Here is a 14,105-nt window from a genome sequence, read left to right as displayed (position 1 = left end):
AAAATGCTAAAATTTTCAAAAGTATTCATATAGAAAGAGGAGGAGAATCGATTGAGAAAGATATGGGGGATTCTTTTTCTTTGCTTAACGTTCATGTTAGTTGGATGTGGTAAAGAAGAAAAACCACAAGAAGCGTTTGATACATATACAAAAGCATGGAATAAACAAAAATTTGCAGAAATGTATGATCAATTATCCGAAAAGGCAAAAAAAGATATTTCAAAGAAAGAGTTCACTGAGAAATATGAAAAAATTTATTCTGGCATTGAAGTGAAAAACTTAAAAGTAGAAGTAGGAGAACTAAAAGAAGATAAAAAAGATGAAGGTCCTGTTCCTTTTAAAGTAAGTATGGATACAGTTGGTGGTAAAATCACTTTTGGTCATGAAGCAAAAATGGTGAAAGAAAAAGATGGAGATAAAGAATCTTGGAAAATAGATTGGACTCCTGATTTTATATTCCCAGGTATGACAAAAGATAGTAAAGTGCGTATGCAAACAACACAACCAAAACGTGGTGAAATATACGATCGTAATGGAAAAGGTCTTGCGACGAATGGGAAAGCTTCTGAGATTGGAATTGTTCCAGAAAAATTAGATGAAACTGCTCCGCAAACGAAAGAAGCAGTAGCGAAGTTGTTAAATATGTCTGTAGAAGAGATTGATCAAAAACTAGCTGCGAAATGGGTAAAACCAGGGTATCTCGTACCAATTGGAATTTTGCCTGAGGGAGCAACGCAAAATACGTACATCAATTTACCAGGTGTTGCAGCAAAACCTGTAAATGTTCGTACATATCCGTTAGGGGAAGCAGCAGCGCATCTTACTGGTTATATCGGAAAAGTAAATGCTGAAGATTTAAAAACGCTTCAAAAGAAAGGCTATCAAGCCGATGAGCCAGTTGGTAAGGCTGGATTAGAGCAAGTATTGGAAGAACAGCTACGCGGGAAAAAAGGTGGCCGTGTCTTCATGGAAGATGCACAGGGAAAAGAAATTAAAAATTTAGCGAAGACAGATGCTGTTGATGGAGAAAATGTAACTTTAACTATCGATAGTGTTGTTCAAGAAAAAACGTATAATGAAATGAAGGGAGAAGCTGGTTCAAGTGCGGCAATTAATCCGAAAAGTGGAGAAACTATTGCTCTTGTAAGTAGTCCAGCTTATAATCCTAATTTAATTGCACGAGGAACATCAAAAGCACAACGCGAGGCTTGGAATAATGATCCGAAAAAACCGATGACGAATCGATTTACACAATTATCGGTACCAGGTTCTGTATTTAAGCCGATTACAGGTGCAATTGGTCTTGAAACGAAAACAATCGATCCAAAAGAAGAATTGAAAATTGAAGGACTGAAATGGACGAAAGATTCTTCTTGGGGCAATTATTACGTAACACGTGTAAAAGATGCGAATCCGATTGATTTTGATAAGGCAATGAAATACTCGGATAATATTTATTTCGCACAAGAAGCTTTGAAAATTGGAAAAGATAAATTTATGGCTGAGGCGAAAAAATTCGGATTTGATGAGAAATTACCAATTGAATACGGATTCCCAGCTTCTAAAATCGCAAATGATGGAATTAAAAATGATATTCAAATGGCAGACACAGGTTATGGACAAGGGCAAGTATTAATGACGCCACTCCATCTAGCATTAACGTACGCACCAATTGTTAATGATGGAAACATACCTTCTCCATATATTATTAAAACAGATAAGCAACCAAAAGTTTGGAAAGAGAATGTAATTTCAAAAGGCAATCAGGATATATTAAAGACTGCTATGACGAAAGTAATTAATGATCCAGATGGTACTGGAAAAATTGCTAAAATTGATGGTAAGACGCTTGCTGGAAAAACAGGTACAGCGGAATTGAAAGTATCAAAAGAGGCCGAAGGAAAAGAACTAGGCTGGTTCGCTGCATTTGATTTAAATTCACCAGATATGGTCATTACAATGATGATTGAAGATGTAAAAGGTAGAGGCGGAAGTAATATTCCGGCTGAAAAAGTGAAACATGTGTTTCAAAAATAACATGTAATAAAAGGCTATCTCTATAATTTGTAGAGATAGCCTTTTTGTATGAAAAAATTCTTAATATCTATATACTGAATTTTAAAGAAACAAAATAAATCATTAACTTACGAAAAAAAAGTAGCTATTTTTTATTGACATCACACACGACTTTTTGTATTATACTTACATAAGGTAAGTTATTTACTTTCGAATTATAAATCTCAAATTAAAGATAAAGTGTGTAAAAGGGAGAGAATACAATGACAAAAGTACTATTTATTACAGCAAATCCAAATTCAGCAGAAGGTTCTTTCGGAGTGGCAGTAGGGGAAGCTTTCATCGAAGCTTATAAAAACGAACATCCACAAGACGAAGTTGTAACAATTGATTTATTCAACACTACAGTACCAGCAATCGATGCAGATGTATTCGCTGCTTGGGGTAAATTTGCAGCAGGTGAAGGCTTTGAAACTTTAACTGAAGTTCAACAACAAAAAGTTGCAGCAATGAACACAAACTTAGAAACATTTATGCATGCGGATCGTTATGTATTCGTAACTCCAATGTGGAACTTTAGCTATCCACCAGTAGTAAAAGCATACTTAGATAACTTAGCAATCGCAGGTAAAACATTCAAATATACTGAAAATGGACCAGTTGGCTTATTAGAAGGCAAAAAAGCACTTCACATTCAAGCAACAGGTGGCATTTATTCTGAAGGAGCGTACGCAGCTGTAGACTTCGGCCGCAATCACTTAAAAACAGTATTAGGATTTATCGGTGTAAATGAAACTGAATATATTGCAGTTGAAGGTATGAATGCAAACCCTGAAAAAGCACCAGAAATTAAAGAAGCAGCAATTGCTAATGCTCGTGAATTAGCAAAACGTTTCTAATATAGAATACTTAAAAATGTCCAAGCACTTGTTGTTTGGACATTTTTTCTTCTTTTTCCTTCGTTTGTCTAGTATAATGAAGGTCGGAATGATAATAGGTGGGGGTTCTGTATGATTCAAACGTTTTTTAAAATCTTTTATTTAATTTTAATCGTAATTGCGATTACACCGAGAATGTGGCGTCTGAAAAAACAAGTAAATACGATGTCGCCACAAGAAAAAGATAATGTTGTGTATAAAACGACAAATTGGTTTGGTAAGAAAATGGTACGTGTAGCTGGTGGGGCAGTTGAAGTAAAGGGACTTGAAAATGTTCCTAAAGATAAGCCGGTACTAGTTGTAAGTAATCATCAAAGTAATATGGATATTCCCGTATTATTAGGTTACTTAAATAAGCCAATTGGATTCGTTTCAAAAGCAGAGATTAAGAAGTTTCCAGTTGTACCAACTTGGATGGAACTTATGAATTGTGTATTTATGGTTCGTAATGATCGTCGTCAATCTCTTCAAGCGATTAAAGATGGAATTGAACTATTAAAGAATGGACATTCTATCGTAATTTTCCCAGAAGGGACGAGAAGTAAGGGTGGCGAAATCGGAGAGTTTAAGGCTGGGAGTTTTCACCTTGCAGTAAAATCTGGTGTAGCAATCTTACCTGTAACATTAGATGGGACATATAAAATGTTTGAAGCGAATGGCAACCGTATGAAACCAGCTCATGCAACAGTAACAATTTCTAAGCCGATTACACCTGAAGAGTATGCGAATATGGATATTAAAGAGTTAACGAAACATACACAGGACGTTATCGCATCACAATTACATAAGTAATAAAAAAGGTTTCAGCTTACATTAAGCTGAAACCTTTTTATTACGCTGTAGGTAAGACATAAAAGAGTACGCAGAAGAACATCATCGCACTACCACCTAAAACGAAAAGATGCCAAATGGCATGATTGAAAGGTAATTTTTCCCAAAGGAAGAATATAGCCCCTACAGAATATAAAATTCCGCCTGCTAAAAGTAGTGAAAAACCATGTCCAGTTAGATTTTCATAAAGTGGTTTAATAGCAACGATTATGAGCCATCCCATTATGATATAACATAATGTTGATGCTTTAATAAAGCGACGTACAAAGAAAATTTTGAAGATGATACCCCCGATTGCTAGTGTCCATATAATAGCGAGTAACGTCCAGCCTAATGGTCCACGAAGTGTAATCAGTAAAAAAGGAGTATATGTGCCAGCGATTAATAAATAAATGGCTGAGTGATCTAGTATAGTAAATAATTTTTCTACTTTTGGATGGTGAATGCTATGTAACAATGTAGAAAACAAGTACAGTAAGAACATGCTTACACCATAAACCGTAAATGCAAATACAGCAGATGCGGTACCATGCTTAGAGGCATGAATAATTAATATAATTAAGGCAGGGATGCTTAAAATGGCACCGATACCATGTGTAATTGCATTTGCAATTTCTTCTTTCACAAATTGCGTCATTCGTGTCATTTTTTCAGTCATAATGCAAATCCTTTCTACTATCATAAAATAATATGTCGTTTCCCTTACCATATCATACACAAGGGCAATAGAAAATGAAATTTGTATAATTGATTATATTTTTGAATTTTTTTGACAAAAGGCAATGGATTTGTTGACGTTTTCAAACTTTTTTGACAAAATAAAATTATGCAATAGTAGGACAAGGAATCTACTAATAAAGGGGATGGAGAAATGTTTTCAAATATTGGCTTTCCAGGATTAATTTTAATTTTAGTAGCTGTACTTATTTTGTTTGGGCCGAAAAAATTGCCGGAAATCGGAAAGGCTTTAGGGGAAACGTTAAAAGAATTCAAGAAATCAACGAAAGAATTGACTGATGATGCATTTCAAGACAAGGAAAAGAAAGAAAAAATGTAATGGATTTTCCTCGAAATGGATAAATAAAGTGTGGTGAACGAGATGGAAGATCGGGAAATGAGCGTAGTAGAACATATTGTTGAGCTTCGCAAACGAGTAATATATACAGTGCTATCCTTTGTCCTATTTTTAATTATCGGATTTACTTTTACGAAGGATATTTATTTTTGGCTAGTAAAAGATTTACCAATGAAATTAACAGTTCTCGGTCCAAGTGATGTATTATGGATTTTTTTCTCGATTGCTACAGTATTTGCTATCGTTTGTACAATTCCTTTTGCTGCTATACAAATTTGGTTATTTGTAAAACCGGGTTTACATCCAAATGAACAAAAAATGACAGTAATGTATATACCGGTATTGTCTATATTATTTATTGCAGGTTTATGTTTTGGATATTTCGTTGTAATGCCGTTTTTATTTCATTTTTTAACTACGATAGGTAATGAAATGTTTAATACGATGTTTACGACAGAAAAGTATTTTCATTTTGTACTTAATTTAACAGTTCCATTTGCTGTGATTTTTGAATTACCTGTAGTTGTCATGTTTTTAACGAGTATTGGACTGTTAACGGCGGAATTTCTAATAAAAATAAGAAGGTATGCTTACGTAGCATTGATTATCATTGCATCGTGTATATCACCGCCTGATTTTTTATCTCATAGTTTAGTAGCGGTACCGCTTATTTGTATTTATGAAATTAGTATCGCTTTATCAAAGATTGTTAATAAGCGAAAAAAGAAAAGAGAAGAAGAAATACAGTCGAAAAGTGCCTCGTTATAAAGGCACTTTTTTTATTTATTTGTTATACTTTAGATATAAACGTATACAATATATAGAAGAAAAAAATTATAGAATCTCCAAAATTTAGACAAACTTTGCGCTTTGCTAAGTTTATACTAAAATTATTAAGCAATATACGGATAACGGGATTCCTGTCTTATCGGATATTTAGGACGGAGGATGAATAGAGTATAAATCTTCTAACCAAAAGGACTACAGGGATTGACTAAGGATACTTTTGTATTCATAGAAGTCTCCACTTTAAACAACGTGTTACAGCGTAAAGTAGAGGAAGTTCAAAAATCCAATGAAAAAGAGGATTGATATTGTGATTACGAAAAGTTTTTATTTCACTCATTCAACAGGGGATTGTATTAAAATATTCGAAATCCCTGTCCTACAGGCACAGCATCCATTATCGTTTCTAATTCAGTCTCGTCTTCAATTATTTATTGCAAAAATTCAAAAACAAAAGCACCCAAGATTTTCGTATTCTTTCCGTGAATATTTGCAAAATTGTTTGAAGTGGAATGATTATTTAAATGTATATAAAACAAATACCCTTGAAAAAAATGCATGATACAGAGTATGGACAGGGTTAGTAAACTCTGTCTTTTTCATTTTAGGTATAAAAATATAATTAATTTGGTGAAATTTGTTCGAAATTGTTGAAAGCACAGGGAATGCTAGTATAATAACAAGGAGAGCGTATTGGAAAGGGAAGAATATAATATGCAAAAAATTAAAATTGTAACAGATTCAACTGCGGATTTAACGCAGGATGTAATCGAAAAGTATGGCATTCATGTGCTACCATTATCAATCTCTGTAAATGGACAAACATATTTAGATCGCGTTGATTTACAACCTGATGAATTTATTGAAGAAATGATTAAATCAGAGGAATTACCAAAAACATCACAACCGGCAATGGGTACATTTGTAGAAATGTATGACAAGTTAGGTGAAGATGGAAGTGAAGTACTTTCCATTCATATGACAAGTGGAATGAGTGGTACTGTGGCAACTGCCAATAGTGCTGCATCAATGACCGACACAAAAGTAACAGTTGTTGATTCTCAATTTATTACACATGCTTTAGCATATCAAGTAATAGAAGCTGCGAAAATGGCAAATGAAGGACGCTCACTAGAAGAAATTTTAAAACGTGTAGATGAAGTGAGAAAGAATACTCGTTTATATGTAGTAGTAGATACATTAGAAAATTTAGTGAAGGGTGGGCGTATCGGTAAAGGAAAAGCGTTTATCGGTTCGCTACTTAATATAAAGCCAATTGCTAGCCTTGAAGATGGTGTTTATAACCCTGTTACGAAAGTGCGTAGCCAAGGTCAAATTGTAAAAACGTTAGCTAAGTTATTTGAGGAAGATACAGCTGGAAAAGTTGTAAAAGCTGTTGCAATTCCACACGCGAAAGCAATTCCTTTAGCTGAAAATGTAAAAGCGGCTGTTGAAAAAGTGAGTGGATTTGCTCAATCAGAAATTTTCTTTACAACGCCTATTATTAGTACTCATACAGGTCCGGGTGCGATCGGATTTATGTATTTAGCAGAGTAATAAAAAAGCTACTTGAAATGAATTTTCAAGTAGCTTTTTTATGTGAATAGAAAGTAAGAAATAAGAAGGGTTATACAGGCACTCCCGCTAATGATATAGCGAGTCTGTAAATATTCATTCATAGAAAACACCCACTGATTAAAGTTTTACTTTATGATTTTCTATAGTATATGTTGGATATAGAAAATAAGTAGTTACGTTATACGTGTAATGTTTCAATTTTTTCATTTACTTGCTTATCGTTTGTTGCGCTATTATAAGTAAAAGTTTGGCCTAAAAAGAGTACATGCAGTTGTTCCCACGGTAACATACGTAAATTCCAATTATTTCGGAGCTTTGTTACTGCCTCGCGGGGTGTTTCATCGGCGAGGGCAAAGGCTCCGTAATGCATCGGTATAAAGTGTGTAGCGTTTAAATCTAAATAAGCTTGCACTGCCTCTTCAGGTGAAACATGAGATACTTTCATAAACCATTCTGGTTCATAAGCGCCAATTGGCATAAGGGCAATATCAATTGAAAAGCGTTTGCCAATTTCTTTGAAACCTTGGAAATATCCACTGTCACCACAAAAATAAATGGTTTCTTTCGTTGTTTCATTGCTAATAATCCATCCACCCCAGTGAGATGTATTCATATCAAATAAGGATCTTCTCGTCCAGTGTTGGGCCGGTACGAAGTGAAAGGAAACATCATTAATGATTGTATTTTCCCACCAATTATGCTCTTCCACACGAGTAAATTTTTTGCGAGTAAATAGTTTTTTCAGTCCAATAGGTACAAGGTATAAAACATCATCATTTAGCTGGCGAAGCGTTGAAAAATCTAAATGATCATAATGACCGTGTGAAATGAGGACAATATCAATTTTAGGTAGTTCTTGTATAGAAAGACCAGGTTCAGTAAGTCTTGGAACTAATTTTAATTTAGTAGCCCATACTGGATCTGTTAATATATTTAGCCCATTCGTTTGGATAAGGAATGTGGAATGACCAATCCAAGTTACAGTCGTCTTTTCAAAGTTGTTTTGTAGGAATTTACTTTGTTTAACAGGTGATTGTTCTACTAAAAAAGAAAAATCCTTTTTATTTTGTTTTCGTTCTTTTCGCCAACGTATAAAGGAACGAATTGATTTTTTTGTACTCACATTATCCATGTTTTCATAACGTTTTGTCATGAACATCACCTCATTTAAAATCGTTGTAATTGTATTGTACCGAAATGTTGTTAAGGAATACAGTGTATAACATGGATGAATGTTTAAGGAATTGTTAAAAAATAGGGGGATGCGTTTACAAAAGTAACAATAAAATTAGTTTTGCAACTTCTATTTAGAGAAATAATAGTAAAAAAATAAATTTTGTCTAGTAATTAGCTTGAAATAAAGAAGTAACATACGTAAATTCGTACGATTTCGTGAACAAATGTAGTAAACAATTTTCTCGTAGTGTTAACTTTTGTTATGATAAACATAACCTATTTAAATTTAGGATAGAGAAAAGAGGTTTATAAATGAAGCGTTATCAAAAAATAATTGGTCTTATGGTTGTATTTTGTCTCTTTGTACTTGCTGGATGTAGTGGATCGGGTTCAAAGCTTCGTAAACCATTGAATTGGGATTTAGAAACTTTCCAATTTACAAATCAAGATGGAAAGTCATTTGGTACAAAAGATTTAAAAGGGAAAGTTTGGGTTGCTGATTTTATGTTCACAAATTGCCAAACAGTTTGTCCGCCAATGACTGCTAATATGGCAAAACTGCAAAAAATGGCAAAAGAAGAGAAATTAGACGTTCAGTTTGTTTCGTTTAGTGTAGATCCAGACCTTGATAAGCCGGAGAATTTGAAGGCTTTCATTCAAAAGTTTACAGAGGATACTAGTAACTGGAATTTATTAACGGGTTATTCATTAGAAGATATTACAAAGTTTTCAAAAGATAATTTCCAATCACTTGTAGATAAACCTGAGGATGGTCAAGTTATACATGGTACATCATTTTATTTAATTGATCAAAACGGAAAAGTAATGAAAAAGTATAGTGGTATTAGTAATACGCCGTACGAAGACATTATACGTGATATGAAGAGATTAGTGGATTAAAAAGAAGGGTGCACAGCACCCTTCTTTTTTTACATTAGTCTATGGATAAAATGTCATGTTGTTGTGGAAGTTTTGGTGCCCGAATTTCTAACACGCCGTTTTGATACGAAGCTTTCGCTGCTTTTTTATTAATTGAGTACGGTAATTTAATCAATCTTGATGCTTCTGAAATGGAACGTTCTCGGCGATAATAGTTATGAGATGTTTCTTCCTCGACCTCTTCAAGTATCTCTTCTTTTACAGAGACTTTTAAGTATTCACTTTGTATTTCAATTTGAATTTGTTCTTTTTGTATACCTGGTAGCTCAGCTGTAACAACGAGTTCTTCACCAACTTCATATAAATCTACGGGGAATGTTAATAAACGATTTCCTTTTTGGAAAAAATGATTTAAATCAGCGATTACATTGCGAAGTGGTGTTTGCTCGAAGAAATCATCAATTTGCTTTAAATAATTGCGAACCGGTGGGCGAGAAGAGTCTTTTTTTTCTTCACTCATGGTATTCCCTCCTAGAAATCAATTTGCAATATCATATGACAAAAGCGGAGAAAGGTGATTGCCTAGTTTTCATGTTTTCATAAAAAATTGTTAAAAATGTGAAATGGAGTGATTTTTTTATAGTTTTTGGTCGCCATATTCAATTGATTATGCTAGTATAAATAGGGTTGATATAGTAGTATATAGACAGAATGAAAACTGAAAGAGGGTAAGAAGTATGTGTGGTTTTGTAGGATGTTTATGTGAAAACCCTAGAGAGTTTTCAGAAACAGAAAAACATCAATTTGAAAATATGAACACGATGATTTTCCACCGCGGTCCAGATGACGAAGGATATTTTCGTGATGAACATGTACAATTTGGCTTCCGCCGTTTAAGCATCATTGACTTAGAGGCAGGACATCAGCCGCTAACTTATGAAAATGATCGATATGTAATTATTTTTAATGGTGAAATTTACAATTATGTAGAATTACGTGAAATGTTACTTGAAAAAGGTGCAACGTTTGCAACACAATCAGATACAGAAGTTATCATTGCATTGTATGCACATATGAAAGAAAAATGTGTAGACTATCTTCGTGGTATGTTTGCATTTATGATTTGGGATCGTGAAGAGAAGAAACTTTTCGGTGCACGTGACCACTTCGGTATTAAACCTTTATACGTCGCACAACAAGGTGATACTACATTCTTCGCATCTGAGAAGAAAAGTATTATGCATGTGATGGAAGATAAAGGCGTTAATCCAACGTCACTACAACATTACTTTACGTACCAATATGGTCCAGAGCCAGAAACATTAACAATTGATGTTAATAAAATCGAGCCTGGTCATTATTTCGTAAAAGAAATCGGTAAAGAGATGAAAATCCATCGCTACTGGAAACCTTATTTCAATGCTTCAAGCGCAACGAAAGAGGAGCATATCCAAGCAATTCGTGATGTGTTATATGATTCAGTAAAAGTGCATATGCGCAGTGATGTACCAGTAGGTTCATTCTTATCTGGTGGTATCGATTCATCTATTATCGCTTCTATCGCAAGAGAAATGAATCCAAATCTTTTAACATTCTCTATTGGTTTTGAACAACGTGGTTTCAGTGAAGTTGATGTTGCCAAAGAAACTGCTGAGAAATTAGGCGTTAAAAACCATAACGTATTCATTTCAGCGAAAGAGTTTATGGATGAGTTCCCAAAAATCATTTGGCATATGGATGATCCTTTAGCAGATCCAGCAGCTGTACCATTGTACTTCGTTGCAAAAGAAGCACGTAAGCATGTAACAGTTGTTCTTTCAGGTGAAGGTGCAGACGAGCTATTTGGCGGTTATAACATTTATCGTGAGCCAAACTCACTAAAAATGTTCTCTTACATTCCTAGCCCAGGTAAGAGCGTTCTAAAAGCATTAAGTGGTGCTCTTAAAGAAGGCTTTAAAGGAAAGAGCTTCCTAGAGCGTGGATGTACGCCGATTGAAGAGCGTTACTATGGAAACGCGAAAATCTTCCGTGAAGAAGAGAAAGTTGAATTAATGAAGTATTACAATGAAAGTGTTAACTATATGGATATCACGAAACCATTGTATAACGAAATTAAAGATTATGATGATGTAAGCAAAATGCAGTACATTGACATGTTCACATGGTTACGCGGTGACATTTTATTAAAAGCTGATAAAATGACAATGGCAAACTCATTAGAACTTCGTGTACCGTTCTTAGATAAAGAAGTATTCGATGTTGCATCTAAAATTCCAACTGAATTTAAGATTGCTAACGGAACTACGAAAGCTATTTTACGTGAAGCAGCACGCGGAATCGTTCCAGATCACGTATTAGATCGTAAAAAACTTGGATTCCCAGTACCAATTCGTCACTGGTTAAAAGACGAAATGCATGATTGGGCTATCAATATTATAAACGAGAGTAAAACAGAGCATTTAATCGACAAACAGTATGTATTAAACTTACTGGAAGCACATTGTGCAGATAAAGGCGATTATAGCCGTAAAATTTGGACTGTACTTGCGTTTATGGTATGGCATCAAATTTATGTTGAGCATAAATACGATACGAATAAGTTCCACGAAGAAACGAAACGTGCGTATAGCTTAGTTTAATTAGAAAAACCTTAAGATCGCATTTGATCTTAAGGTTTTTTTCATAAATGGAACGAATTATTGATACAATAATAGTAAAAGGATGGACAACATATGATTACGTTTGAAAAAGTAAATGTAGAAAATGAAAACGTTGTTAAAGAAATGTTTCGCTCACATAGTTTAAGTGAGAATCAGGTACAGTATTGTGTGAAAGTTGATGATACATATATTGGTGTAATAGATTATCGTGTTCAAGAGGAGAGTGCGGTTTTATCTCAGTTAATTATTCACTTTGATTATCAAAGTTACGGTTATGGGACAAATACGTATTTTACATTTGAAGCAATGATGAAAGAAAGAAATGTGAAAGAGATAAAGGTACTGCAAACGGAATTAACAGAACAAGCAAAATCTTTCATAGAGAGCTTTGGTTTTAATGAAGAAGATGGAATATATGTGAAGAAAATATAACGATGAGTAGTTATGCAGGATAAATATAAGGCAGGTGGATGTATGACGATGACTTCTGGTCTTTTATTAATTGGAGGGTGTTTTCTAGTAGCAGAGCTAATCCATATGTTCATTCGAAAAAGAATGAATAAGAAGAGAAAGCCGTATGAATTACAATATGCCCCTGTGTTTTTCCTTTTATTTTGTATGCTTATTACATTACAAAACATAACGAACTTTCCGCCACTTTTAAATGTTTTTTTAAAGTTCGGTTTGCTGTATAGTAGCACTGGAATAGCCCTTTTATTTCTTTTATTTTGCATACGTTATATTCACTATCAATCGTATATATTTATTTTAAATTGGTTAAAGCACAATGATAGAAACCGCCTTACATAAGGCGGTTTTTTTATTTGTAATTGTAATGGCCTTATGTGTTACTTATACATAATGATGGGCACGGGCTTTGAAAGTTATATTTTTCTAATTGTAGTTCCATATATCAATAACACACACAAATACGAAGTGCGATGGATGCAATCTGAAATGAAATATAAGTAATGGGATAACAAGATGTATATGTTTTTGTATATAAAGCTCAAAATCCCACTAGAATTTATAAAAATGATTAGATGATTTAACATATTATCTATTATTAGTATGTGATACTATATATTCTTGATCTATAACGTAAGTAGGTGAATAAATTTGAAATGTGAATCAACTAGTTTATCTTAAGTGCTAACAAATAGTAGAAGGTGTTTTTTAGGAGGTATCGTTTTTGTATGTTTAATATTGATATGTTATTTCTTGAGTGGATGACCAGTCTGGAGGGAAGTGTGCCTACAACATTTTTTAAACTTGTATCTAGTATTGCAAATGAGACGTTGTATTTAGTTATTATTTCGATTTTATATTGGTGCGTTTCTAAAAGAAAAGCGTTTCATATGATTGTTATGCTTTGCTTCTCTGGTTATATGGGGATAGTGGTAAAGGAGTTCATGAAAATCCCACGACCGTATACATACGAGGGAATTCAAGCTTTATATGAAAAATCAGCAGCAGGTTATTCTTTTCCAAGTACACACGTCCAGTTAGCTGCAACATTTTGGAGCTCATTCATGATTTTATGTAAAAAGAAAATCATTTGGGTCATTGGAATTATTTTTATAATATTGGTTGCTACTTCCCGTCTATATTTACGTGTACATTGGCTCAGTGATATAATAAGTGCCGTTTTAATTAGTGTCATAGTTGTTTATTTATATACGAAAGTAACAGGGGAATTAAGTGATAGGAAATTTATATTGTTACAACGAATTGTATTGGCAGTTTCACTCATTATGTATTTTATAACAGACCAAATAGATAATTTAAAGTTACTTGGAGTTGTGACAGGTTCTACGATTGGTATAATATTAGAAAATCATTTTATTAAAATGAATGAAAATAATAATTTAAAAATGCAAGTGATAAAAACAGTATTAGGCCTTAGTGTCATGCTAATAATGCAGTTTATACTAAAAAAAGTAATACCTGATATGTATTATGTACGTTATGCATTGATTGGAATTACAATTACTTTCTTATGTCCATTTATTTTTTATATGCTACGGTTAAAAAATGTGAGTAGCAAATAAGTAAAGAAGTATTTTGAATAAAGATGAGGTCTGAATTATATATATTAAAAAAGTTTTCTGATATATCTATTGACAATGTATGAGATATACATTACTCTTTAAAATGTAAATGATA

The 14,105-nt window shown here is 33.5% G+C and carries 15 protein-coding genes; 12 read left to right on the top strand and 3 right to left on the bottom strand.

The window, feature by feature from the left end:
- The first annotated feature begins 51 nt into the window (after nucleotides 1-51).
- From pbpC to ILT06_RS18475, 3 genes are all read left to right on the top strand, one after another.
- On the top strand, nucleotides 52-2,037 hold the full coding sequence (gene pbpC / locus ILT06_RS18485) for a penicillin-binding protein 3 (protein WP_064477366.1): 1,986 nt from the start codon (nucleotides 52-54) through the stop codon (nucleotides 2,035-2,037).
- Nucleotides 2,038-2,279: 242 nt separating this feature from the next.
- Entirely contained in the window at nucleotides 2,280-2,915 is a 636-nt protein-coding gene (locus tag ILT06_RS18480) for an FMN-dependent NADH-azoreductase (protein WP_064477365.1), read from the top strand.
- A 111-nt stretch (nucleotides 2,916-3,026) separates the two neighbouring features.
- A complete protein-coding gene (locus ILT06_RS18475) occupies nucleotides 3,027-3,746 on the top strand; it encodes a lysophospholipid acyltransferase family protein (RefSeq protein WP_064477364.1) in 720 nt (239 codons plus the stop codon).
- 40 nt (nucleotides 3,747-3,786) lie between these two features.
- Here the strand turns inward: ILT06_RS18475 and trhA are convergent, their stop codons facing one another.
- Nucleotides 3,787-4,443 carry a PAQR family membrane homeostasis protein TrhA gene (trhA, locus tag ILT06_RS18470; protein ID WP_064477363.1) on the bottom strand — a complete coding sequence of 219 codons (657 nt, stop codon included), beginning with the start codon at nucleotides 4,441-4,443 and terminating at the stop codon, nucleotides 3,787-3,789.
- Between the two features lie 213 nt (nucleotides 4,444-4,656).
- On the opposite strand from trhA, the gene ILT06_RS18465 reads away from it, so the two are divergent.
- The 4 genes from ILT06_RS18465 to ILT06_RS18450 all read left to right on the top strand — a co-directional run bounded on the left by ILT06_RS18465 (nucleotide 4,657) and on the right by ILT06_RS18450 (nucleotide 7,203).
- Nucleotides 4,657-4,842: a twin-arginine translocase TatA/TatE family subunit gene (locus ILT06_RS18465; RefSeq protein ID WP_064477362.1), complete on the top strand. Its 186-nt coding sequence runs from the start codon at nucleotides 4,657-4,659 to the stop codon at nucleotides 4,840-4,842.
- A gap of 42 nt (nucleotides 4,843-4,884) precedes the next feature.
- Nucleotides 4,885-5,628, top strand: a complete 744-nt coding sequence (tatC, locus tag ILT06_RS18460) for a twin-arginine translocase subunit TatC (protein ID WP_000390124.1) — start codon at nucleotides 4,885-4,887, stop codon at nucleotides 5,626-5,628.
- Nucleotides 5,629-5,956: 328 nt separating this feature from the next.
- Nucleotides 5,957-6,208, top strand: coding sequence for a DUF2535 family protein (locus tag ILT06_RS18455; RefSeq protein WP_000629012.1), 252 nt, complete (start codon nucleotides 5,957-5,959; stop codon nucleotides 6,206-6,208).
- 152 nt (nucleotides 6,209-6,360) lie between these two features.
- Entirely contained in the window at nucleotides 6,361-7,203 is an 843-nt protein-coding gene (locus tag ILT06_RS18450; protein WP_033657798.1) for a DegV family protein, read from the top strand.
- Nucleotides 7,204-7,402: 199 nt separating this feature from the next.
- On the opposite strand, the gene ILT06_RS18445 is transcribed toward ILT06_RS18450, so the two are convergent.
- On the bottom strand, nucleotides 7,403-8,377 hold the full coding sequence (locus ILT06_RS18445; RefSeq protein ID WP_088046797.1) for an MBL fold metallo-hydrolase: 975 nt from the start codon (nucleotides 8,375-8,377) through the stop codon (nucleotides 7,403-7,405).
- Nucleotides 8,378-8,712: 335 nt separating this feature from the next.
- Here ILT06_RS18445 and ILT06_RS18440 point away from each other — a divergent pair, with 335 nt between their 5' ends.
- Nucleotides 8,713-9,300: an SCO family protein gene (locus ILT06_RS18440; RefSeq protein WP_046959312.1), complete on the top strand. Its 588-nt coding sequence runs from the start codon at nucleotides 8,713-8,715 to the stop codon at nucleotides 9,298-9,300.
- 34 nt (nucleotides 9,301-9,334) lie between these two features.
- Here ILT06_RS18440 and ILT06_RS18435 read toward each other — a convergent pair whose 3' ends face one another.
- Complete coding sequence (locus tag ILT06_RS18435) at nucleotides 9,335-9,799, bottom strand: Hsp20/alpha crystallin family protein (RefSeq protein WP_001288088.1); 465 nt, start codon at nucleotides 9,797-9,799, stop codon at nucleotides 9,335-9,337.
- Nucleotides 9,800-10,016: 217 nt separating this feature from the next.
- On the opposite strand from ILT06_RS18435, the gene asnB reads away from it, so the two are divergent.
- The 4 genes from asnB to ILT06_RS18415 all read left to right on the top strand — a co-directional run bounded on the left by asnB (nucleotide 10,017) and on the right by ILT06_RS18415 (nucleotide 13,990).
- Complete coding sequence (gene asnB, locus ILT06_RS18430; protein WP_064477360.1) at nucleotides 10,017-11,918, top strand: asparagine synthase (glutamine-hydrolyzing); 1,902 nt, start codon at nucleotides 10,017-10,019, stop codon at nucleotides 11,916-11,918.
- A 93-nt stretch (nucleotides 11,919-12,011) separates the two neighbouring features.
- Nucleotides 12,012-12,371, top strand: a complete 360-nt coding sequence (locus ILT06_RS18425) for a GNAT family N-acetyltransferase (protein WP_000627500.1) — start codon at nucleotides 12,012-12,014, stop codon at nucleotides 12,369-12,371.
- A gap of 48 nt (nucleotides 12,372-12,419) precedes the next feature.
- A complete protein-coding gene (locus tag ILT06_RS18420; protein WP_064477358.1) occupies nucleotides 12,420-12,749 on the top strand; it encodes a hypothetical protein in 330 nt (109 codons plus the stop codon).
- A 386-nt stretch (nucleotides 12,750-13,135) separates the two neighbouring features.
- Nucleotides 13,136-13,990 carry a phosphatase PAP2 family protein gene (locus ILT06_RS18415; RefSeq protein WP_222655346.1) on the top strand — a complete coding sequence of 285 codons (855 nt, stop codon included), beginning with the start codon at nucleotides 13,136-13,138 and terminating at the stop codon, nucleotides 13,988-13,990.
- Nucleotides 13,991-14,105 lie beyond the last annotated feature (115 nt).

The organism is Bacillus sp. 17RED48 (genome assembly GCF_019837545.1).
GTDB lineage: Bacteria > Bacillota > Bacilli > Bacillales > Bacillaceae_G > Bacillus_A > Bacillus_A wiedmannii.
Note: the sequence above shows the minus strand (reverse complement) of the source record. Positions and strands in the feature narration are given on the sequence as shown.

Bases quoted from the DNA above. Each gene is read 5' to 3' on its own strand.
- ILT06_RS18435 (WP_001288088.1), bottom strand. From the start codon at position 9,799: ATGAGTGAAGAAAAAAAAGACTCTTCTCGCCCACCGGTTCGCAATTAT.
- ILT06_RS18420 (WP_064477358.1), top strand. From the start codon at position 12,420: ATGACTTCTGGTCTTTTATTAATTGGAGGGTGTTTTCTAGTAGCAGAG.
- asnB (WP_064477360.1), top strand. From the start codon at position 10,017: ATGTGTGGTTTTGTAGGATGTTTATGTGAAAACCCTAGAGAGTTTTCA.
- ILT06_RS18425 (WP_000627500.1), top strand. From the start codon at position 12,012: ATGATTACGTTTGAAAAAGTAAATGTAGAAAATGAAAACGTTGTTAAA.
- ILT06_RS18415 (WP_222655346.1), top strand. From the start codon at position 13,136: ATGTTTAATATTGATATGTTATTTCTTGAGTGGATGACCAGTCTGGAG.
- ILT06_RS18480 (WP_064477365.1), top strand. From the start codon at position 2,280: ATGACAAAAGTACTATTTATTACAGCAAATCCAAATTCAGCAGAAGGT.
- ILT06_RS18465 (WP_064477362.1), top strand. From the start codon at position 4,657: ATGTTTTCAAATATTGGCTTTCCAGGATTAATTTTAATTTTAGTAGCT.
- trhA (WP_064477363.1), bottom strand. From the start codon at position 4,443: ATGACTGAAAAAATGACACGAATGACGCAATTTGTGAAAGAAGAAATT.
- tatC (WP_000390124.1), top strand. From the start codon at position 4,885: ATGGAAGATCGGGAAATGAGCGTAGTAGAACATATTGTTGAGCTTCGC.
- ILT06_RS18445 (WP_088046797.1), bottom strand. From the start codon at position 8,377: ATGACAAAACGTTATGAAAACATGGATAATGTGAGTACAAAAAAATCA.
- ILT06_RS18450 (WP_033657798.1), top strand. From the start codon at position 6,361: ATGCAAAAAATTAAAATTGTAACAGATTCAACTGCGGATTTAACGCAG.
- ILT06_RS18475 (WP_064477364.1), top strand. From the start codon at position 3,027: ATGATTCAAACGTTTTTTAAAATCTTTTATTTAATTTTAATCGTAATT.
- ILT06_RS18440 (WP_046959312.1), top strand. From the start codon at position 8,713: ATGAAGCGTTATCAAAAAATAATTGGTCTTATGGTTGTATTTTGTCTC.